This window comes from Fibrobacter sp., assembly GCA_024399065.1.
Lineage (GTDB): Bacteria > Fibrobacterota > Fibrobacteria > Fibrobacterales > Fibrobacteraceae > Fibrobacter.
Genome location: JAKSIB010000002.1, coordinates 12,422 through 32,804, shown reverse-complemented (window position 1 = coordinate 32,804; position 20,383 = coordinate 12,422). Strand labels below are relative to the sequence as shown.

The window sequence follows — 20,383 nt, the reverse complement described above, 5'->3', positions numbered from 1 at the left end:
TTTTTGTTTTTGGCGTAAAGCTCAGGAAAAGGAGCGCGTACTAGTAAACGCGTCGGCGAAGTCGGTGGTGCGCGCGGTTCCGCGTCTATTTGCGTGGGTTGACTGCGGCGGAGGTCAATGCGAACTTGCCTGTGGCAGTGATGCATTCTGCGCGAAGGTAGGCGAAGTCTTCGTAGTCCACGGTGATGTCTACCTCGGGGCGGGCGGCCACCTGGCTTGCCAGGTGCAGCTCTTCTCTTGGAGCGAGCTTGCCGTTTAACAAACGGCGCCGCCCGTAAATCTTCACGTACCTGAACCCGCCTCCGAAGTCATCGCTACTGCGGGCATGGAACGCCACCGCCCCTTCGGGGCGGCCTTCAGCAGAGTCTGCGACTCGTTCCCACCAGAGGGCGGGGCCGTCGGTGATATAGCAGTTGACTCCTGCGAATGCCTGATGCACAATGTCGCGGGTCAGCGGCTGCGCGGTACCATCTGCAGTCTGCTCAGTTCTATCCGAGGTTTCCAACGGTTCGGGCAACTTTACCACGGTCCTCACGTTTCCGAAAACGTGGTGGCGGTTATGCTTCAACGTAAACAGCGGAAGATCCACAGCGGTGGTATCGTTCAAGTCTCCGTGGGCGTCGTTTCCGCCGATGGGCAGCACGTAGTTTTCCTTGCACAGCTCCTGGATCCACCACTCGCGACCAAGCTTGAAACCTTCGTCGCGCAAGCCGTTCCAGAACTGTATTCCGCGGATGGGATGCTTTGATGCTGCGTGCAGATCCTTGCTTTCCCAGTAGCCGCGTCGGAAGATGAATTTTTCCAGCAGCCCCATCTGTTGGTGGGGATGTGCTGCGAAGCAGTGAGCTTCTGTCATCTGCAAAATTTTTTCGATCTTGAATGTGGGCTTGTTGTCCAGCCAGTTTCTTCCGCAATCGCCGAGGCCCGGCAAGTATCCTTCAGGACCGAGAACAGTGACGTGAACGTTTTCGCCTTTTGCGTTACCTGCAGAAACTTCTTCGCCGGCGATTAACAGCGGCATGGCTTCGTCGCAGTTCGCCTCGTCATTCAATGTCTTTACTTCTTCTCGTAACGCATTGAACCTTGGCAGAGGCGATTCCGCTTCCTTGGTGTAGTCTTCAGTTGTGTAGGCAAAATCGTAAGCGTGGTCCGTGCAGCTGACAAAGTCAAGCCCGATAGCCTTTGCTGCCTGCTGGAATACAGCGGGGGAGGCACCATGTTCCACGTGGTCTGCGGAGTAGAGGGTATGGCAATGCATTTCGCCAGCAACAAATCCCGGAGCCTTTGGCGGCTGGGTGGCGAGCACATGGATTTTCAATGGCGTTGGCTCCATTCCAGGGAAATTCCAACGGGTGAAAACGCGTTCTTTTCGTTTTCCCTTGATGTCCCGAATGGCCTTGATCTTGCAGTGAATTTCGTAGTGACCCGGTTCCAAGTCACCGATTTCTACAGGATAAAAAGCGAACTGATCCTTTGCCTCAATTCCCAGAGGAACAACCTTCGCAGTGCCGCAAACTTCGCCGGAGTTTTTCCCTGCGGTATTGTTTTCCCGGATTTCAATTTCAACAGATTCAAGGATTGTCGGAAATCTGTGGGCGTCTCGCACCACAATCCATAGCATAGGCTTCACGCCAGGAACAAATTGGAACGGCGCGTCCACCAAAATTTCTGGCCAGGGCCTATAAAGCAATGACCAGGGAAGTTTAAACTTGAAGTGGGTTTCTGCGTAGCGCAGCTTTTCTCCCGGCAAGAGGCTCATTATTCCTCCGGCTTCGCTGCGGGCTCAGTTGCTGCGGGCTCAGTTACGTCGGGCTCAGTTGCGCCGGGCTCAGTTGCGTCGGGTTCAGTTGCTGCAGTGCTTGCTGCGGGCTCTGCATTGTCCGCACTCTTTGTTTCAGCAGCGGAACCTTCGGAATTAGTTTCGCTTTCCGCGGCCTTTGCAGTCTTCTTGGCTTCAACTATTTCCTTGGGAGAACGGTTTCTTTGCGGGGAATTTTTCTTTTCCTCATCGTCCTCGATTTTCTTGTCGTTCCACAGACCGAAACTTACGCGGAACTGCATCTGCAAACCACCGACGTTCCATTTGGCCTTTTCTTCGGGACCATCGGGAACGATGTCAGAGAACTTCTTGTCTGATTCTACGGAAATGGAACTGAATCCAATGTCACCGTAAATGTTGAATCCCTTCCAGCTGGCAACAAGGTAACCTAAGCTGATTCCAAAGCCGGCGCCGGATAAAGGAGTCTTCGCTTCAAGCATACCCCAGGTGGTGTAGATTTCTGTTCCCGGCAAAACCCAGTACCAACGTGCTGCGATGCTGAACAAACTGGAGTTTGACAAAGACAGGAAATTCTTGGGGATGGCGAGCCTGTATTCCAAAAACAGCGGAACACCCTGGATGGTGTAACTGTAGTTGTGGGTGCGGTTCTTGCGGTCGGTCAACACCACAGATTCGTTATCGTAGATGAATCCAATGCCTGCGCTAATGAAGTGGTCGCGTAAAACCTGGTACTGCAAACCCGCGGAAATGGGGAAGCAGAAGTTCACCTTCTGGAAATCCTGCTTTGCGACATTCAGGGATTCGCTTTCGGTGACGGCGCTTTCTCTAAAACTTTTGTAGATGGTGTCTACGGCGTTTTGGAAATACTTTCTGTTTTCAAAATCAAGAAAGGATACAGAAGGCTGAACGAAAATGGAAAGCTTGGATTTGTCGTGTTCAACGCGGTCCTCTGCTGCAGAAACGTTAAGCGTCAAGCTTACGATTGCAGTTGTGATACAGGCGAGAACTTTGCGAAACGACAGCATGGAAACTCCGCAAGACTAGTTTTGCAGATCCTTTTCTTCTTTCTGGATGCGCTTCTTTTCGGAATCCTTCTTCAAACGCTTTTCGTAAGCTTCTTCTGCCTTGGCGATGTTCTTTTCAACCTTGGCGATTTGCTTTTGGATATCCTTGTCGTCTTCCTTGGCTTCGCTTTTTGCAATGGCAAGGTAGCTCTTGGCGGATTCGAACTGATCCAGGTCATTGTAAGCCTGGGCAATCATGAACAGGGATTCTGTATGACGCTTGGAAGTGGGGTAGGTTTCCAGGAATTCCTTGAAGTAGATTACAGCTGCCTGGGGCTTGTCCATACGGAGGTAAAGTCGTGCAGTCTGGAATTCCTTTTCTGCCATACGTTCCACCAGGAGACCGCGGTAGTAGTCAATAGAGTCGCGGAGCGGGGAATCCGGGTGGTTGGAAAGGTAACGCTCGAAATCCTTCATGGCGATGGTGGTGTTGGCTTCGTCGCGAGCTACACGGTATTCCATGTTGAAGGAGGAAATTGCCTTACGGAATTCAGCGGTTTCCACAAAGGGGGAGCCAGGGAAGTTGATGATGAAGCTGCCGTATTCGCCACGGGCTTCGATCCAGTCTTCTTGATTAAAATAGCTTTCTGCCAAAAGGAACTGAGTCTGTTCCAGGTAACCGGTGCCTGCGCAAGTAGCAAGAATTTCTTCCAACTTTTCTACGGTACGACCATACTTGCCTTTCTTGTAAAGGTCTTCTGCGAATTCGTAACGGGCCTTGCACCATTCCGTGAACTTCATCTTTTCCTGAGGCTTGGTCGCGCAACCGGAGAGGGCTGCGGCAAATACGGAAAAGGTGAGCAACAGGGGTATCTTTTTGGTCAACTTCATTTTTTTTCTTTTGTTAATTCTTACTTTTACACTCGTAAAGTAGAAAAAATTGTCTGTTTAGAAAAATGATTTTAGTCCGCTACGTATTGAAAGAGCTAATTGCACCGTTTCTCGCGGCTCTTTTTGGCATTACGTTTCTTTTTGTAGTGGATTTTTTGGTGAAAATTCTGGACAATGTGTTGTCCAAGGGGTTGCCCACATCCACCGTCGTTGAAATCTTCGTACTGAACTTGGCATGGATGCTATCCTTGTCCATTCCCATGGCAGTACTGGTGGCTAGCCTCATGGCTTTTGGTCGTTTGTCCGGCGACCAGGAAATTACGGCTTGCAAGGCTGCTGGCGTTTCGCCTCTTTCGTTGATGCGCCCCGTGCTTCTTGTGTCCATGTTGATTTCAGTTCTCATGGTGGTTTTTAACAACTGGATCCTTCCGGAAGCCAACCATCGCTCTGTAGAATTGATGAGCGCGGTCTCTCGCAAAAAGCCCCATGCCTTCATTGATGCGGGTCGACTTATTACTCAGTTCCCGGATGTCCAGCTTTGGGTTAATAGAATTGATCCCAGCACGGGAACTTTGTACGGCATTCAGATTTTTGAAATGGAAAAGAAGGGCTCCCCGCGAATTGTCTATGCGGATAGCGCATCCATGGAATACGCCGACAATGGTGCAACCCTTATGCTTCGCCTCCGCAGTGGTGAAAACCACATGACCGATGCGGACAATCCGGAGAACTATTTCCGCATCCGTTTCTTCTCCCAGGATCTGGCCATGAAGAATGTGGATGATCGTCTGGAACGTCGTAGCCGCAACTACCGCAGTGACCGCGAAATGCCCATCGAAATGATGCAGGAAGTGGTTGAGGATGCGGAAAAGAAGTATGAAGAGTATAAGGTAACCGCCATTGAAAAACGCTTGAACACGTTGGTCGCCTTGCGCGAGAATGTGGCGGGAGACACCATTGTTCCGGATAACCTGGAAGGCTCCCCTCAGTTGGATTCCATCCAGCGCCGCAGGTCTTTGCAAAAAGTTCGCATCCAGGAAATTTCCGCACTTCGTACCACGGAACGTTTCTATGGCCGCATGGAGGCGGAACTGAAACGTAAGGCTCAGTACACCGTTGAAATTCAGAAGAAATTTAGTACGGCCTTCGCTTGCTTTATCTTCATCCTGATCGGGGCTCCGCTGGGTATCATGGCTCGTAAAGGCGGTATCGGTACAGGTATTCTTTACAGCTTGGCGTTCTTTGTGATTTACTGGATTTGCCTTATCGGTGGTGAAAACCTGGCAGACCGCTTGTTGCTGAATCCCTATCTTGCCATGTGGGCGTCCAACATCATCATTGGCGTATTTGGAATATTTATAACCATCGCCATGGTCCGAGACAAGTTCTCCGGTGATTCCAAGTTCTTTAGAGCCATTCGTGCAATCAAGGGCTTCTTTGGTCGAGTCTTTAAACGTGCTACCAAGAGGTTCGGATGAAATTCACCAGATATTTGATCTGGAACTTCTTGAAGATGTTCCTCATTGTCCTGCTTGGCGCGATCTTTATGTTCGTGGTCATTGACTTTGTTGGTAATATCAAGACTTGGCTTGCCCGCGATGTGAAGGATGCTGTAGATTATTACGTCTGCTACTTGCCCTATATGATTTACCTGATTACACCGGTGGCCTTGTTTATCGGCGTTCTCGCGTCTGTGGGTAATATGGCTCGTCATCTGGAAATGTCCGCAATGCAGAGTTCTGGACAAAGTCCTCTTAAGACGTTGTTGCCGATTTTCTTCTTTGGTGTACTTGTTTCCCTAGGCTCTTATGAAATGAGTGAATTGTGGCTTCCTGATGCTAACCATAAGCGCTTGGAAATTATGGAAACAAATGCCCAGAAAAAGAAGAATCCCCGCGTCAAGGAAAAACAGGACTTTACCTTTATTGAAAATGAAAAGGCCAGCTGGTTCTTCAGGTATTATTCTGGAAAGAGTAAGATTGGCCGCGATGTTGTTTTGCTTATTCGCGAACAGGGGCGCCTCACAGAACGTTACGACGCAAAGCTTGTTCGTTGGATGACGATAAACGATAGTACCGGTGAAGGGTGCTGGCAGTTTGAACGTGGGTTCCATCGTGAATTTACCAGGGACGGCAACGTCAATGTCTACCGAATTGCCCAGGAAAGGGCTTGTGAAAAGGTGTCCACCCATCCGGATGACCTGATTAATGAACGTCAGGTTTCCGACGAAATGGATTCCAAGATGGTCATTAAGCGCATCGAGGTCCTGAAGCGTTCTGGTGAAGATACCCGTCTCATGGAAACGGCCCTCCACTTTAAACGTTCCGCTCATTGGATGAATTTAATCGTGCTTTTGATTGGCGCCGCACTTTGTCATCGATATAGCCGTTCTGGAGGCCTTTCTCAGAAGTTCGGTGTTGGCCTGTTGATTGTTTTTAGCTATTATATCCTTGAACGTATCGGATTGAAAATGGGCGAGAATGGAGCACTAACGCCATTTTGGGCAGCCTGGATCAGCCACTTCGTTTATGGTGGAATCGCGTCTGTAATGCTGTACCGTTCATTCCGGTTATAAGAAGGTAGATGGGTTTTATGACTGTGTCAGAAGTTTTATTTGTGGTGGCGGGCCTGTTTTTAGGTCTTGCGTTCAAGGGCGGGATGCTTTTGTTCCTGATTCCCTTTGCCGTGGTGGCTTTTGTTCTTGCATGGCTGAATCGCCCCCGTTTGGCTGGTCCCAATAGCCAGCAGTCCACTTCGACCTTGCCGATTATTTCTCTCAAGAGAAATCCCACCAACGCCAATCCCATCGTGGCTCCGGATCTGCGTACTGAATTCCGTAATGAAAACGGCATGGTAAATGAACCTGAAGCCGCCCTTAAGGTGAGCCAGATCTGGGCTCGTGCCAACGCCGATATCAATAAGGGCATGCAGAACATGATGCGCGCCCTGAAGATTGCGGTGCCCCATGTAAATACTGTTATCGTCTTTACCCAGCTGGAAAATCCCAAGGACTGGGGTGTGAGAAATTTTGTGAACGACAAGGAACTTTCTGTGAATCCTTGTGTTCGCATTTCTGAAAATACCGGTTTAATCAGCAAGCTTTTCCGCCCCAGCGTGAATCGTCTTCTTGAAGGTGATTTGACCAGCAACAAGAGCCTCATGTACTATGCAGACGCCACTCCCATCAAGTCCGTGGTGGCGGTGCCTATCTTGAATTACAATGGTGTCCGAATTGGCGCTCTGGTTATGGATTCCGTCTATCCTAACGCTTTTAACGACCAGACTGCCCAGGCTTTGAACTACATTGCCGGCAGTATCAGCATGCTTGACTGCAAGGGTTTCTTCTCTGCCCAGAAGCATATCGCTCTCCAGCAGTACAGCGGCCTCTACAATTACCAGCGCAAGTTCTTCCAGACCATGACTGTGAAGGACATCTACAAGCAGATTATCAACTACGTCAAGGATAACGTGGCCTACGACCGTCTTACCATTCTTGCCATGAACAAGGTGAAGGAAGGCTCTGGCCGTGTGGTATTCTGCGATGGTATCGATGCCGACCAGTTTGCAGAAAAGAGATTTACTCTTTCTGACAAGGGTATTTTTGTTCTCGCCCTTATGCGTAACCGTCCTGTGGAACGTAGCTTCTCCCAGAACTTCAACGATTACGTGCCCCGCCTGAACGATAACGAAAAGCGCAACCTGAATTTGCGTCAACTTTTCGTGATGCCTATTGCTACTGAACCGGACTCCTCTGAAGCTGATATTGCAATTTGCTTGGAAAACCGTAGCTCCCAGCCCTACACTGATCACGAAAAGGAATTGCTCAAGGCCTTTGCTGGCGTTGCTGGCTTTGCCTACGATCGTGCCCGCAAGTTTGAACATGGCCGCGACCTCGCTATGCGTGATGGTCTTACCGGTCTTATCAACCATCGTACTCTTCACGAAAGCCTCCGTACCGAGAAGGTTCGCGCCGACCGCAAGAAGTACAATATCGGCGTGCTGATGATGGACATCGACCACTTCAAGCATGTGAACGATACTTACGGCCATCCCATTGGTGACGTGGTCATCAAGGGCATCGCCGATACCATCAGCGGTGAAATCCGTAAGGATATCGATATTGTTGCCCGCTACGGTGGTGAAGAATTTGTGGTTGGTCTTCTGGAAACCACTGCAGAAGGTATGCTGGAAACTGCAGAACGAATCCGCAAGGCAGTGCAGAAACTGGTCTTCGATGTCAAGCAGGCTGAACCGCTTCGCGTTACCGTCAGTATCGGTGCATTCCTGGTGACCCCGGACTTCCACGATATGAAGAAAGCCGTGAACAACGCCGACCAGGCTCTCTACCGCGCCAAGGAAGGTGGACGTAATCAGGTGATTCGCTTCGAGGAAGAAACTTCCGAACCGGCTGCTCCCGAAAATTCTGCTACTTAACTTTTGAAATTACGGAGCCCGGACATTGCTGTTGCGGGCTCTTTTTTATAGGTACCTATGTTTACTGTTTTTGACTGGATTGTCCTTGTTGCCTACCTGCTGGTATCCTTGTTTATCGGCCTGTGGGTTTCCCGCGGAAACAAGAACCTCAAGGAATACATGCTGGGCGGCGGTTCCATGCCTTGGGTTGCCGTGGGCATCAGCCTCATTGCAACTTCCGTCAGTGCCACCACTTTCCTGGGCGCGCCTGCGGATGTGTATGGCGACAACATGACTTTCCTTATGTTCCAGATTGGAGCCTTCTTTAGCATCTTTGTGGTGGGTTTCGTATTCATCCCCAGGTTCCGTAATGCGGGCATCAACAGTGCCTACGAGCTTTTTGAAGTAAGGTATTCCCGAGGCGTAAGGCGATTGGCTGCGGTTTTCTACTGCTTGCACTTGTTGCTCCGTACGGGTATTCTTCTTTATGCACCGTCCCTTGTGCTGGCTCAAATCCTGCATGTGGACCTGCGTTACGCCATCATCGTTTCTGCGGCGGTCGCCATTTTCTACACATGGTTTGGTGGAATCAAGGCGGTGATCTGGACCGACGTGATGCAGTTTATCGTGTTCTTCGGCGGTGGCGCCCTTGTCCTGATTTTGATTGCCAATTCCGTAGGCGGCTTCGGTGAAATGGCTGCTATGGCTTCCGAAGCGGGCAAGACCAAATGGTGGGACGCTTCCTTCGATATTTCCAACGCCCGCACCTTGATTTCAGCAGGCTTCGCTTATGCTATTCTGGAAATTGCAATCCGCGGTTGTGACCAGCAGTTTGTGCAGCGTTACCTGAGCTGCAAGGACGTGAAGGCTGCCAACCGTTCCAGCGTGCTTTCCATGGTCTTGGGCGTCATTGTTTCTATCCTCTTCTACTGGGTGGGCGCCGCTCTCTACGTTTACTACCAGATGGCTCATGCTGCTCCGCTCCCCGAAGGCATCGGCCAGAACGACGTGTTCCCCCACTTCATCGTGAATGGACTTCCCGTTGGTATTACTGGCTTGATCGTTGCCGCCATTTGCGCTGCTGCCATGAGTTCTCTTTCTGGCGCCATCAACTCCCTCAGCAACACCATGGAAAAGGATATTCTCGGCTTCAAGGAAGACGAGGGTATGGGTGGTCTCAAGCGTGCAAAGTTGTGGACGGTATTTTGGGGAGTCCTTGGTGTATTTGGCGCCTTGTTCGCAGCAACTCAGCAGGGAAGCCTCTTGAAGAACGCGTTGTTCTTTACAGGTCTTTTCACCGGCCCGCTCCTTGGCATGTTTCTCTTGGCCTTCTTTATCAAGAATGTTCGCCCCTGGGTTGTGGTAGTTTCCGTTCTTTGCGGTATGGGTAGCCTCGTGCTGGTGCAGGGAATTCCTGTGTTCGGCGTGCCTGCGGTTCTCGGTGGAATCTTCAGCTGGCCTTGGATGCCGTTTATCAGCATGTCTACCACCATTATCGTAGCGGTTTTGATTTCTTTGATTTCAAAGCTTGTTTTCAAGGATCAAAATAAGTAGGTTTATAGGAGTGGGATTGGTTTGGTTTTAATTGGAGTAACTATGAAAAAGAAATTTGTCCTGTCCGCTTTGCTGATCGCCTCTCTCAACCTTATTGGCTGTGACTGCTGCAATCGAACCCAGACCTCTGCTAATGCTTCCGATGATGTTAGCTTGGTTCCCAAGGTGGAATTGACCGGGCACAAGTCCCAGAAGTTTGAAGCAAACCAGTTTGTTTCCAATTTCTCCATTGAGCTTCGTGATGCAGACAAGGATGGTGTCTATAACAAGCTTACCGAACGCCGCACCAAGATTTTCGATGTAGTGAAATCCTTGGACATTTCTGAATCCAGCATTGAGCAGAACAGTGTTTCCTTGACTAAGGAATGGTCCTACGATAAGGGCTCCCGCAATTTGGTTGGCTATGTGGCAACCCAGAATTTCGTGGTGAAGCTTGATTCCCGTAAGGACGCTGCTTTGCTGTCTCAGTTGTTGTCTGCAGAACCGGATATTGAAATTTATCCCACCCAGGCAACTTTGAAAGATCAGGATTCTTTGCAGGGTATTATTATTGAAGCCGCCGTCAAGGACGGCATGAATAAGGCTTCTCACTACGCAGCAGGCGCTGGCCGCACTTTGGGCAAGGTCCTCTACATCGGTAGCGAAGGTGACGGCGTCTTTGCCATGGGCGGAGCCCGTCGCAAGGGTGTGATGCTTGCTGCCATGAACAGCGTCGATGTCCTTGCTGCCGATGTATCCTCCATCGCGGACTCTGTAGAAATCAGTGCCAACGTTCGCCTTTGGGTGGAATTGAAGTAGCTATAAAACCCCTAAATTTTTGTCAAGTGACGGGCATCACATGCCCGTTTTTTGTTGTTGATAAGTCAAAATGGGGTGTGTTTTTCGACTAAAATTCGCTAAGTTCTTATTAAATAAAGAGTTAGGAAAAAGTAAGCTTTTATTCTTCAGGTCACAAATTTATGACACTTTTTGTAAGATGTTGATAAGTTTTTGTAAAGCAATGTAAATGTGAAAAAAAAATTAGGAATTTTGAAAAAATTACCCCTAAATAATGGTCTTTTTATTATCTTGTAGTCCATATCTTGTGTCTAGGGTTTGGAGGAAAGCACAAGATATAGTGGAATTGAAGAAATTGAACTAAATTCGCCGGATTCGGTAAAAAGTCGCATTTTTATCGGCTGGCGAGCCAAAAAATCTAGGATTGGTGATGATCTTTACTGTGAAGAAGCGTGACGGCCGTGAGATGCCGTTCAACATCGAAAAGATTTCCGATGCCATTGTAAAAGCTTTCCGTGCCTCCGGTGAACTTGAAGAACAGATCAAGGCTTCTCAGAGCCAGCTCGACCTCCTCGGCGGCGAAGACGTTCTTAGTAGCACCGCCCTTAAAGTTGCCGCTTACGCAGTAGGTCGCCTCGAAGCTGAAGGCAAGACCAAACCCGAAATTGAAGACATTCAGGATGCTGTTGAAAAGGCTTTGACCGAAGCTGGCTACGGCGACACCGCCAAGAGCTACATCCTTTATCGTGCAGAACGTACCCGTGTTCGTGAAGTGAACACTCGCCTCATGCACACCCTCCGCGACATCACCTTCAGCTCCGCTAAGGAATCCGACCTGAAGCGTGAAAACGCAAACATCGATGGCGATACCGCCATGGGTACCATGCTTAAGTATGGTTCCGAATCCGCAAAGCATTTCTACACCATGATGATGCTGAAGCCGGAACACAGCCGCGCTCATTCCGAAGGCGATATCCATATTCATGACTTGGACTTCTATGCCCTCACCATGACCTGCTGCCAGATCGACTTGATCAAGCTTTTCAAGAACGGCTTCAATACCGGTCACGGCCATCTCCGTGAACCGAAGGACATCCGCAGCTACGCAGCTCTCGCAGCTATCGCTATTCAGTCCAACCAGAATGATCAGCACGGTGGCCAGGCTGTTCCTAACTTCGACTATGCCATGGCCGACGGCGTTCGCATCACTTACCGCAAGGCTTACCTGAACAACATGGTGAAGGCCTTGATTCTTCTCACCGGTAAGGAAGAAGAAGAACTCCGCCCCATCGTCAAGAAGCTTCACGACGAAATGTTCGAAATGGACATGGTTGCAACTCTCGTTCCTAACGAAAAGTTTGTCCAGACCGAAGCTCGCGAACTCTCCAAGACTTTCTCGACCGAAATCGTCATGGGGGCTCAGAAGTTTGCTGAAAAGCAGGCTTACGAAGAAACCGATAAGGCTACCTTCCAGGCAATGGAAGCCTTCGTTCACAACCTGAACTCTATGCACAGCCGCGCCGGTGCTCAGACTCCGTTCTCCAGCATCAACTATGGTATGTGCACCGATCCCGAAGCCCGCATGGTAATCCGCAACTTGCTCCTTACCACAGAAGAAGGCTTGGGTGGTGGCGAAACCGCAATCTTCCCGATTCAGATCCTCCGCGTGAAGGCTGGTGTGAACCTGAACCCTGAAGATCCCAACTACGATTTGTTCAAGCTTGCTTGCCGCGTTTCTGCAAAGCGCTTGTTCCCCAACTTCAGCTTCATGGATGCACCGTACAATGCTGCTTACTACAAGCCGGGCCGTCCCGAAACTGAAATCGCCTACATGGGCTGCCGCACCCGCGTTATTGGTAACTCCGCTCGTCCCGACCACGAAATCACTTTCGGTCGCGGTAACTTGAGCTTCACTTCCATTAACCTTCCGCGCATCGCTCTCAAGATGAAGTCTTTGGACCTGTTCTACAAGGAACTGGACCGTATGTTGGCTCTCGTCCGCGATCAGTTGCTGGAACGTATGGAAGTCCAGAGCCGTAAGCGCGTAAAGAACTTCCCCTTCCTCATGGGTCAGGGCATTTGGATTGGTTCCGAAAAGCTTGGCTGGAATGACGAAGTCCGTGAAGTCCTGAAGGATGGTACCCTTTCCATCGGTTTCATCGGCCTTGCTGAAACTCTGGTGGCTCTCACCGGTAAGCATCATGGCGAATCCGAATCTTCTCAGCGCCTGGGCCTGGAAATAATCCAGCACATGCGCGACTTCTGTGACAGCGAATCCAAGCGCCTCGGTGTGAACATCACCTTGTTCGCAACTCCGGCAGAAGGCCTTTCTGGTCGCTTCCTCCGCATGGATAAGAAGAAGTTCGGCATTATCCCGGGCGTTACCGATCGCGATTACTATACCAACTCTTTCCACGTTCCGGTCTACTACAAGATTTCTGCATTCAAGAAGATCGAACTGGAAGCACCGTACCACGCACTCACCAACGCTGGCCATATCAGCTACATCGAAATGGATGGTGACCCGACTCAGAACCTTGACGCATTCGAAAAGATCGTTCGCTTCATGGCTAAGTCCGGCATTGGTTATGGCTCCATCAACCACCCGGTTGACCGTGACCCGGTTTGTGGTTTCGTTGGCGTGATTAACGATGTCTGCCCCCGCTGCGGCCGTAAGGAAGGTCATTCCATTGACCCGCAGAAGATTGAAGAACTCCGCAAGAAGTTCCCGGGCATGCCTGCCTTCTTGGGCATTCGCTAATTGTGTGCGAACAGTTGGAAAAGAATTTTTTCTCAGTATAAAGTAAACATTAAGGAGTATAAAATGTCTGATAAGGAAAAGTCCCAGTACGGCGAAGGCGTTGGTTTCGAACGCATCCGTCGCATCACTGGTTACCTGGTTGGTACAGTGGACCGTTTCAACAACGCAAAGCTTGCTGAAGTGAACGACCGCGTTAAGCACGGTTACGACAGCGAAAACTAATTTGTTGAATAAAAAATCTGTTGACGCATAGATGAACCGAGATAGCGAATTCGTAGAAGATGTTGATCGCGAGGAAGAATTTCCTGCTGCGGAAGGTCTCGAATCTATGCGCCTGCGAATAGCGGGTGTAGAGCCGGAATCCTTTGTGGACGGCCCGGGCATCCGCTTTTCTATTTTCACCCAGGGCTGCTCCCATCATTGCCCCGGGTGCCATAATCCCCAGACCCACGATTTTAATGGCGGTCATTTTGTTTCCCTCAAGGAACTTCTTGACATGATCGAGGAAAACCCGCTGCTGGATGGCGTTACCTTGAGTGGTGGCGATCCTATGTTCCAGGCGGCAACCTTGGTTCCCCTGGCTCGCGAAATCAAGGAACGTGGTCTTAACCTGGTGATTTTTACTGGATTCACTTATGAACGCCTGATGGCCTTGGCTCCTGAAAAGCCTGAGTATCTTGAACTCCTCAGCTTTGCAGATATCCTGGTGGATGGTCCTTTCGTGATGGCGAAGCGTTGTATGGAAATCAAGTTCCGCGGTTCATTGAACCAGCGACTGATTGATGTGCAACAGAGCCTAACCGAGGGTAAGGTGGTTCTGCATCAAATCCAGATTGATGAAATGAAAGAACATCCGGATTTGTTCCCGGAGAACTAAAATAAAAAAGGCGGCCTTTCGGTCGCCAATTTTTTTTGCCTTATGTCATTGCGAGGAACGTAGTGACGTGGCAATCTATGCAGATTTAATTGAGCTGCTATTTGATTCTAAGTCTTGCGTATTCGTACAGGCCCAAAGAAAGTGCCACGGAAGCGTTGTAGGAGTGTGCTTCCGGCATCATGGGAATGCGAAGCACTGCATCGCACTGCTTCTTGATGAAAGGCGGAAGGCCCACGTCTTCACCACCCACGGCGATAACGGCATGGTCTGCAAACTTGAAGTCTGCCAAGTTGGTTTCGGTGTCTGCGTCCAGACCGAGAATCTGGTAGCCGGCCATCTTCAATTCGCCAACGGCTGCTTCCAAATTGTTGGGACGGCAGATACGCATCTTTTCCAGTGCGCCTGCGGAAGTACGTGCAACGCTGGGCGTAATGCCGCACATGCCCTTGGCGGGGAGCAGCAAAATGTCGACGCCCAAGGCGAGGGAGCTACGGATGCAAGCGCCCAGGTTGCGGGGGTCTTCAATGTTGGTGGCTACGGCGATCAACTTGCGTTCGCCGTTATCGATGGCCTTGAAGAATTCCTCACGAACGTCTTCCCAGACCAGCAATTCCTTTTCGTTCATGAGGGCCACCACACCGTGGTTCGGGGTGGCGTAGCTGTTCAGGATCTTGGAATCTACCTGCTGCACGTGAACGTGGTTGCGCTTGGCAAGCTTCTGCAGTTCATAGAGCTTGGGATTGCCGGACTGGTGCATGAACAGCACGCGGTGAACCTGCATGGGGCTCTTGGTCAAAAGTTCGGTCACTTCCTTGATGCCGCCTACGGCTACCTGCGGGGCTGCGTCTGCGTCACCAACTGCGGGAACCACGCCGTCCTGGAGGGCGCGAGCGGTGTCTTGCGGACGCTGCTCAAAACGGGGCTTGGGACGGAATGGCTTGAATTCGTTGTTCGGACGAGCCGGACGGAAATCACCCTGAGAACGGAAATCACCCTGGGGGCGGTCTTCGCGATTCTGCGGACGGAATTCATTGTCTTCGCGGACTCTGTAATTCTGACGGGGGGCGCGGCCGAATTTTCTGTTGTTGTCAAATGCCATAGTGCACTTCCTTTAGTTTAATATCTTTCCCTGCAAACAATGACCTGGTTCATCTGGATGTCAGTTTCCTTCTGTTCCAGAGGCTCCTTCGCAATCTGCTTGGGGGTGGCAATTCCTGCCTTGTAGGCTTCAGGATACTTTGCCAAAAATCTGTCGTAGTAACCCTTTCCGTGTCCTTGGCGCTTGCCGTCCAAATTGAACTTTGTGCCGGGTACCAAAAAGACGTTGATTTCACCCTGGAAAGGTTCCAAACCTTCACGAGGTTCCATAATTCCAAAATGTCCCTTCACCAAATCCTTGCGAAGGTTCCTGACGGGGTAGAATTCCATGGTGGTTTCGCCGGTGCAGCGGGGGAGCAGCAGACGCCCTTCTTCACAGAGCTGTTCCAGGATGGGCAAAATATTGGGCTCACCCTTCAAAGGATAAAATGCAGCAATCTGTCTAGAGGCGGTGTAGCCAGGAATAGCATGGATCTCGAACCAGGGGTTCTTGATAAGTTCATCGCCTTCTTCCTTTTTCTTGAAAAGTTTGTCGTAAAAAGGTCTAGAGGCTAGGACCACGAAAAGGAGGATAATCGGTAAAATGTATTCCATATTCAATGCCGGCGTTAAGTTTAGCGGGCTGTCACCAAAAAGTTTTATACCAAAAAAGTTCTTGGACTGTTAGTCCGGGTCGCCGACGCGCTTTGCGGTAGGCAGGTTTTCTTGCAAAATCTCGGTCCAAATCCTACGTTGCCAGTTCTGCAGCTTGGCTTCTTCATAGCGGGTTTCCCAGGGCATGGTGCCGGGGGCTGCAAGCCAAATGAGCTGAGCCTTGTTGGCAAGGAGCGCTGCATCGATGTTCAAGGAGGCAGCCTTGTCGTCGCGCCACTGTTTCAGCACCGACAGCAAGTCGGAGTTGGGAACAATAGGCGGAGGGGGAGCCTTGGGCAAGCGTGCTGGCCAGTCAGCTTCAGGAACTGCCATGGCGTCGGTCAGCATCTGCACGAAGGAATCCAGACGGTCTTCCTTAAAGTTGCGGGGGAGGCGGGGCAGCTTTTCCAGGTCTACCACCGGGAAGGTCTGCTGAGCGTGGCGAACGATTGCCAGCATCAGTTCAGAAGGCATCACCTTGTAGGGCGGACGGTCTAGTTCTTCGGCCTGTTTTTCGCGCCATTCCCACAGGAATTTCAAAATATTCAGGGAGCAGGGGCTGAAAATGTTGCTGCCGGTAATGCGCCAGGGGTCCTTTTTTGCGGGAGCCGGGTTCTTGGCGTGTTCGATCAATGCGTCGCACTGTTCCATGAGCCAGTCCATACGTCCCGCTGCCTGCAACTTTTCTGCAAGGATTGCGCAGAGTTCGTGGAGGTAGAAGGTGTCGTGGATGGCGTATTCGCACATTTCCAGGGGGAGCGGTCGGGTAGTCCAGTCGGCACGCTGATTTTCCTTTTTCAGTTCGTCGCCGAAGTACTCACGGACCAGGTCTGCAAGGCCAAGGTGGGGTTCGCCCAGGATCTTGGCCGCAAGCATGGTGTCGAAAATGTGCTTGGGGGCAAAACCGTAGGTCTGCCACAAAAGTCTAAGGTCGTAGTCTGCACCGTGGAAAATCAAGGTCTGCATGGCGCGTGCCTTGAACAGCGGTGCAAGATCCAGTTCGCATAGCGGGTCCACAATGTAGTGGTGGTCGCCGATGGTAATCTGGATAAGGCAAAGGCGGGTGGTATAATGGTACATGGAGTCTGCTTCGGTATCTACCGCAGCCATGTCGTAAAGTTCCAAATCTGCAAGCAAACCTGCCAAGGATTCTTCGCTATCTACCAATATGTACTTTTCGTCTTGCATCATTTTGGGGTAAAGATAACCTTTTTTTGTCCATATAATATTTGTATTCTTCTTTTTTTCCTAAATTTCCCGCCATGAAAAAGATTTCTCTTACCGGTATCAAGCCGACAGGCACTCCGCACCTCGGCAACTATGTGGGCGCAATCCGCCCGGCTCTTGAACTCACCAAGACTTACGACGCTGTCTACTTCATTGCAGACTATCATGCTTTGACCACCGTGCAGAACGGCGCCGAAATGCGCGACAACATCTACAAGGTCGCAGCCACCTGGCTTGCCCTGGGCCTGAATCCGGAAGAAACCCTGTTCTACAAGCAGAGCGACATTCCCGAAATATTCGAACTGAGCTGGGCTCTCAGCTGCTTTACCCCCAAGGGCTTCATGAACCGCGCCCACGCCTACAAGGACAAGGTGGCGAAGAACGATGCCGCCGGCGAAGACGTGGATGCCAACGTGAACATGGGCCTTTACTGCTATCCTTGCTTGATGGATGCTGACATCCTCATGTTCAATGCCGACATCGTGCCGGTGGGGAAGGACCAGAAGCAGCATGTGGAATTTGCCCGCGATATCGCCATCAAGTTCAACAAGCATTTTGGTCAGGATGTGTTCACCGTTCCTGAACCGGTTTTCCAGGAATCCACCGGCGTGATCCCGGGTCTGGATGGCCGCAAGATGAGCAAGTCCTACGACAACTACATCGACATCTTCCTGGATTCCAAGGCTCTCAAGAAGCGCCTGGGCAAGATCGTAACTAACTCCCAGGGCATCGAAGAACCTAAGGATCCGGATACCTGCAACGTGTTCAAACTGTACAAGCTGTTCGCAACGCCGGAACAGACCGAAGCTCTGGCAGCCCGCTACCGCGCAGGCGGCATGGGCTGGGGCCACGCCAAGCAGGAACTGCAGAACGTCCTCGAAGAACATCTGGGCGCTGCCCGCGAAAAGTACTTCGACCTGCTTGCCCACACCGAAGAAATCGACAAGATTCTCGCCTACGGTAAGGAAAAGGCCCGCGTCAAGTCCAAGGCCATGATGGACAAGGTCCGCGAACTCCTCGGTACTTACTAGTCCCAACTGTCATTGCGAGGGGCGAAGCCCCGCGGCAATCGAAGCAGACTTAATAAGGTGTTCTAAAAGCATTTTTACAAAAGCCCCCGGCATGTCGTCGAGGGTTTTTGTGTATATTGAGGTTGATTAAATTAAGGTGACAATGATCCAATCAAACCTTTCTAATTATTTGTCCACCCTTTTAGAAAGCGTGCTCTCGGATCCGGGCTGGTTTTTGACGGAGTCCCTGAAGGATGTTTTTCTTCCTTGCCTGTTTTCCCTGGTACTGGCGGTGCTATTCAAGAATGTGTTTCCCAAGCCTTTGTGGGCGGTACTTTGGGGTGCCTTGCTGATTTATTTCTTGGGTGGTTTGGCCCAGGAAGGCTTTAGAATCCTCTGGTCCGAAAGTGCCTCCAGTACGTGCCTTCTCTATGGCCTTCTGCTGTTGGGACTTTTTCTGCTGTGTGGCTTTTGGGGCCTGCATCTTCAACCGAAAAACTGGATCCACTGGCTTACGGTTCCCGCCTTGTTTGCAGTATCTTTTGTCGGGAACGCCCTTTACTTTGGAGAACGCGTTATTGATTGTTGGGGCGTGGTCAGCCATTTTAATTTGGAACCTTCAGAAAATAAATTTCATATTGATTATGAAATTCACACCGAGTTCCATATAGAGAGCGGCAATGTGGAGGTGAGATTCTTCGTCAAGAAAGATTCCGTTGGCTACAAGTTCGGTTACTTCCCGGAGGTTCATCCAGATTCCTGCCAGTGGCAGCCCCTGACCGAAAAGCAGAAGGATATTATCCAAAAGCTGAATCAGGCATCCGCGGCCTTTAAACCTGTATACATGACGAGTTTTTATCATGAGCATTTCTCGTCCCAACTGATCTTCGAAGATTTTAACCGCGGACAGGGGCGTGCCTTGCTCTTCTATGATGCCAGGTTCAACGAGGTACAAGATGCCGTTGCAATCGAAAATCTGCAGATTGATTTGCTGGAAACGGTGGACCCCTCGGGAAATTACGCCCCGATGGTTCGAAAAGCTGCCAAGGCTGCGACCCGTAAGTAAATGGATTTGTTATAATTAATTCAGAAATGAAGCCAATCCTGTTTGTACTTTTGCTTGCCATGGGAGCCTTCGCTGCTGAAGCGGCGGACGGTTCTAACCTGCAAACAGATGGTTCCAACCTGCAATCAGACGGCTCTAACCTGCAGCAGGATAGTTCTGTTCAGCAAGCAGCTGATTCGCTCCAGCAATCGGTTGGCTCCGCACAAACTTCGGACACAGCAAAAAATTCGGACGGTAATTCCAATTGGCCGAACTCCGCGTATGTTATATGTGAAATGCCGGATGAATACGACGACCCGGAGACTGCCGTAAGGGAAAACATTGGTTTGGTCAATGATTCCCTGGCCCCTCTCGGCGAATACGTTGAATGGGCCGATTCCTCGAAGGTCGCCGATTCCTTGACCACGGTCGACACATTGGCTGCTGTAGATTCCTTGCCCACGGTCGACTCTCTTGATGTTGAAAAGCCTGTAGTTGTGGAAATACAGAAGAACATTCCGCTTCCTCGCCAAACGGCCTACACTGGCAAAGGCCTTTCCGTAGGCATCGGCGCTGGCGTTTTTCAGCCTACCATGGACTGCGATTGCATGGGAATTTGGCAGGCTCAGGTGGAGTTCTTCTATACGGACTGGATCAGCGGTGGCGGCGACGTGCGATACTTCGGCGGCAACCTGGACAAGTCCTCCATGCTTATGTACCAGCGTTTCCGTATTGATGCCCGATTCCATAAAACATGGACAAACTTTGACATCTATGCAGAACCGGTCTTTGGCTTTGAAACAACCCGCATTTCGGAATTTCGCAATCAGATAAAGGATGATTTTGGGAATATTATCGGTGGCGACTCAACGGTCTCTGCTCCCGATACCACTGAACGCGAACTGACCGAGTGCGAAAAAATGTTCTCCCTGGATGGTTTCTCCATTGGTGTAGGTGGCGGTTTCGGTTGGAAGCCGACTCGCTATTTCGGTCTGACCGGCAGTGCCTTGTTTGAGTACAGTTTCTCCAACTCGGCCCTCCTGTCCATTACCCCCGGTATTGCTATCGACATGCAGGAATTCTGGCCTTGGGGTAGGGGAAATCTCCGTTCCATCTGGATTTCTGCCGAATTTGGTGTCCAGAGGTACTTCAACCGCGGGGTGGGGAACTGGTCTCTGCACGGAATTGTGGGTCTCCAAATCGCAATTTAGGGCTGAAAAATGACATTTTTACCTAGGACCAGCCCCCTAGGTTTGACAAAAATTCATCCTTTTCTATATTTGGGCCACCGATTTATATCGGAACCCTCCCGG

The 20,383-nt window shown here is 50.5% G+C and carries 17 protein-coding genes; 11 read left to right on the top strand and 6 right to left on the bottom strand.

Annotated elements, in window-relative coordinates; translation table 11 throughout:
- Positions 1 to 85: 85 nt before the first annotated feature.
- Genes MJZ25_01280 through bamD form a run of 3 tightly spaced genes read right to left on the bottom strand, consistent with a single transcriptional unit; the run spans position 86 to position 3,675 of the window.
- Complete coding sequence (locus MJZ25_01280) at positions 86 to 1,759, bottom strand: hypothetical protein (GenBank protein ID MCQ2122796.1); 1,674 nt, start codon at positions 1,757 to 1,759, stop codon at positions 86 to 88.
- Positions 1,759 to 2,805 (bottom strand): hypothetical protein, encoded by a 1,047-nt coding sequence (locus MJZ25_01275; protein ID MCQ2122795.1) that lies wholly within the window; start codon positions 2,803 to 2,805, stop codon positions 1,759 to 1,761. Before MJZ25_01275 ends, MJZ25_01280 begins: the two co-directional genes overlap by 1 nt.
- A gap of 15 nt (positions 2,806 to 2,820) precedes the next feature.
- Positions 2,821 to 3,675: an outer membrane protein assembly factor BamD gene (gene bamD / locus MJZ25_01270; GenBank protein ID MCQ2122794.1), complete on the bottom strand. Its 855-nt coding sequence runs from the start codon at positions 3,673 to 3,675 to the stop codon at positions 2,821 to 2,823.
- A 65-nt stretch (positions 3,676 to 3,740) separates the two neighbouring features.
- Between bamD and MJZ25_01265 the strand changes: the two genes are divergently transcribed.
- The 8 genes from MJZ25_01265 (at position 3,741) to nrdG (ending at position 14,057) form a co-directional block, all read left to right on the top strand.
- The gene (locus tag MJZ25_01265; protein ID MCQ2122793.1) at positions 3,741 to 5,153 is read left to right on the top strand and encodes an LptF/LptG family permease; all 1,413 of its coding nucleotides are present in this window, start codon (positions 3,741 to 3,743) and stop codon (positions 5,151 to 5,153) included.
- Positions 5,150 to 6,250 (top strand): LptF/LptG family permease, encoded by a 1,101-nt coding sequence (locus tag MJZ25_01260; GenBank protein MCQ2122792.1) that lies wholly within the window; start codon positions 5,150 to 5,152, stop codon positions 6,248 to 6,250. Before MJZ25_01265 ends, MJZ25_01260 begins: the two co-directional genes overlap by 4 nt.
- A gap of 17 nt (positions 6,251 to 6,267) precedes the next feature.
- On the top strand, positions 6,268 to 8,109 hold the full coding sequence (locus MJZ25_01255; protein MCQ2122791.1) for a GGDEF domain-containing protein: 1,842 nt from the start codon (positions 6,268 to 6,270) through the stop codon (positions 8,107 to 8,109).
- A gap of 57 nt (positions 8,110 to 8,166) precedes the next feature.
- Positions 8,167 to 9,642, top strand: a complete 1,476-nt coding sequence (locus MJZ25_01250) for a sodium:solute symporter (protein MCQ2122790.1) — start codon at positions 8,167 to 8,169, stop codon at positions 9,640 to 9,642.
- Positions 9,643 to 9,684: 42 nt separating this feature from the next.
- On the top strand, positions 9,685 to 10,440 hold the full coding sequence (locus MJZ25_01245; GenBank protein MCQ2122789.1) for an SIMPL domain-containing protein: 756 nt from the start codon (positions 9,685 to 9,687) through the stop codon (positions 10,438 to 10,440).
- Between the two features lie 409 nt (positions 10,441 to 10,849).
- Positions 10,850 to 13,180 (top strand): anaerobic ribonucleoside triphosphate reductase, encoded by a 2,331-nt coding sequence (locus tag MJZ25_01240; GenBank protein ID MCQ2122788.1) that lies wholly within the window; start codon positions 10,850 to 10,852, stop codon positions 13,178 to 13,180.
- Between the two features lie 63 nt (positions 13,181 to 13,243).
- The gene (locus MJZ25_01235; GenBank protein ID MCQ2122787.1) at positions 13,244 to 13,402 is read left to right on the top strand and encodes a hypothetical protein; all 159 of its coding nucleotides are present in this window, start codon (positions 13,244 to 13,246) and stop codon (positions 13,400 to 13,402) included.
- Between the two features lie 31 nt (positions 13,403 to 13,433).
- The gene (gene nrdG, locus MJZ25_01230) at positions 13,434 to 14,057 is read left to right on the top strand and encodes an anaerobic ribonucleoside-triphosphate reductase activating protein (protein MCQ2122786.1); all 624 of its coding nucleotides are present in this window, start codon (positions 13,434 to 13,436) and stop codon (positions 14,055 to 14,057) included.
- A 97-nt stretch (positions 14,058 to 14,154) separates the two neighbouring features.
- On the opposite strand, the gene MJZ25_01225 is transcribed toward nrdG, so the two are convergent.
- The 3 genes from MJZ25_01225 to MJZ25_01215 form a co-directional block, all read right to left on the bottom strand.
- On the bottom strand, positions 14,155 to 15,156 hold the full coding sequence (locus MJZ25_01225; protein MCQ2122785.1) for an RNA methyltransferase: 1,002 nt from the start codon (positions 15,154 to 15,156) through the stop codon (positions 14,155 to 14,157).
- A gap of 17 nt (positions 15,157 to 15,173) precedes the next feature.
- Complete coding sequence (locus MJZ25_01220) at positions 15,174 to 15,749, bottom strand: 5-formyltetrahydrofolate cyclo-ligase (GenBank protein ID MCQ2122784.1); 576 nt, start codon at positions 15,747 to 15,749, stop codon at positions 15,174 to 15,176.
- A 69-nt stretch (positions 15,750 to 15,818) separates the two neighbouring features.
- Positions 15,819 to 16,979, bottom strand: coding sequence for an HRDC domain-containing protein (locus MJZ25_01215; GenBank protein MCQ2122783.1), 1,161 nt, complete (start codon positions 16,977 to 16,979; stop codon positions 15,819 to 15,821).
- A gap of 71 nt (positions 16,980 to 17,050) precedes the next feature.
- Between MJZ25_01215 and trpS the strand changes: the two genes are divergently transcribed.
- The 3 genes from trpS to MJZ25_01200 all read left to right on the top strand — a co-directional run bounded on the left by trpS (position 17,051) and on the right by MJZ25_01200 (position 20,281).
- Positions 17,051 to 18,046: a tryptophan--tRNA ligase gene (gene trpS, locus MJZ25_01210; GenBank protein ID MCQ2122782.1), complete on the top strand. Its 996-nt coding sequence runs from the start codon at positions 17,051 to 17,053 to the stop codon at positions 18,044 to 18,046.
- A gap of 142 nt (positions 18,047 to 18,188) precedes the next feature.
- A complete protein-coding gene (locus MJZ25_01205) occupies positions 18,189 to 19,091 on the top strand; it encodes a hypothetical protein (protein MCQ2122781.1) in 903 nt (300 codons plus the stop codon).
- A gap of 26 nt (positions 19,092 to 19,117) precedes the next feature.
- On the top strand, positions 19,118 to 20,281 hold the full coding sequence (locus tag MJZ25_01200) for a hypothetical protein (GenBank protein ID MCQ2122780.1): 1,164 nt from the start codon (positions 19,118 to 19,120) through the stop codon (positions 20,279 to 20,281).
- The last annotated feature ends 102 nt before the right edge of the window (positions 20,282 to 20,383 follow it).

What these genes read in the sequence shown, in the direction of transcription:
- MJZ25_01250 (MCQ2122790.1), top strand. Translation starts at nt 8,167, where the DNA reads ATGTTTACTGTTTTTGACTGGATTGTCCTTGTTGCCTACCTGCTGGTA.
- bamD (MCQ2122794.1), bottom strand. Translation starts at nt 3,675, where the DNA reads ATGAAGTTGACCAAAAAGATACCCCTGTTGCTCACCTTTTCCGTATTT.
- MJZ25_01220 (MCQ2122784.1), bottom strand. Translation starts at nt 15,749, where the DNA reads ATGGAATACATTTTACCGATTATCCTCCTTTTCGTGGTCCTAGCCTCT.
- MJZ25_01240 (MCQ2122788.1), top strand. Translation starts at nt 10,850, where the DNA reads ATGATCTTTACTGTGAAGAAGCGTGACGGCCGTGAGATGCCGTTCAAC.
- MJZ25_01225 (MCQ2122785.1), bottom strand. Translation starts at nt 15,156, where the DNA reads ATGGCATTTGACAACAACAGAAAATTCGGCCGCGCCCCCCGTCAGAAT.
- MJZ25_01275 (MCQ2122795.1), bottom strand. Translation starts at nt 2,805, where the DNA reads ATGCTGTCGTTTCGCAAAGTTCTCGCCTGTATCACAACTGCAATCGTA.
- MJZ25_01265 (MCQ2122793.1), top strand. Translation starts at nt 3,741, where the DNA reads ATGATTTTAGTCCGCTACGTATTGAAAGAGCTAATTGCACCGTTTCTC.
- MJZ25_01235 (MCQ2122787.1), top strand. Translation starts at nt 13,244, where the DNA reads ATGTCTGATAAGGAAAAGTCCCAGTACGGCGAAGGCGTTGGTTTCGAA.
- nrdG (MCQ2122786.1), top strand. Translation starts at nt 13,434, where the DNA reads ATGAACCGAGATAGCGAATTCGTAGAAGATGTTGATCGCGAGGAAGAA.
- MJZ25_01215 (MCQ2122783.1), bottom strand. Translation starts at nt 16,979, where the DNA reads ATGATGCAAGACGAAAAGTACATATTGGTAGATAGCGAAGAATCCTTG.
- MJZ25_01200 (MCQ2122780.1), top strand. Translation starts at nt 19,118, where the DNA reads ATGAAGCCAATCCTGTTTGTACTTTTGCTTGCCATGGGAGCCTTCGCT.
- MJZ25_01255 (MCQ2122791.1), top strand. Translation starts at nt 6,268, where the DNA reads ATGACTGTGTCAGAAGTTTTATTTGTGGTGGCGGGCCTGTTTTTAGGT.
- MJZ25_01280 (MCQ2122796.1), bottom strand. Translation starts at nt 1,759, where the DNA reads ATGAGCCTCTTGCCGGGAGAAAAGCTGCGCTACGCAGAAACCCACTTC.
- MJZ25_01205 (MCQ2122781.1), top strand. Translation starts at nt 18,189, where the DNA reads ATGATCCAATCAAACCTTTCTAATTATTTGTCCACCCTTTTAGAAAGC.
- trpS (MCQ2122782.1), top strand. Translation starts at nt 17,051, where the DNA reads ATGAAAAAGATTTCTCTTACCGGTATCAAGCCGACAGGCACTCCGCAC.
- MJZ25_01245 (MCQ2122789.1), top strand. Translation starts at nt 9,685, where the DNA reads ATGAAAAAGAAATTTGTCCTGTCCGCTTTGCTGATCGCCTCTCTCAAC.
- MJZ25_01260 (MCQ2122792.1), top strand. Translation starts at nt 5,150, where the DNA reads ATGAAATTCACCAGATATTTGATCTGGAACTTCTTGAAGATGTTCCTC.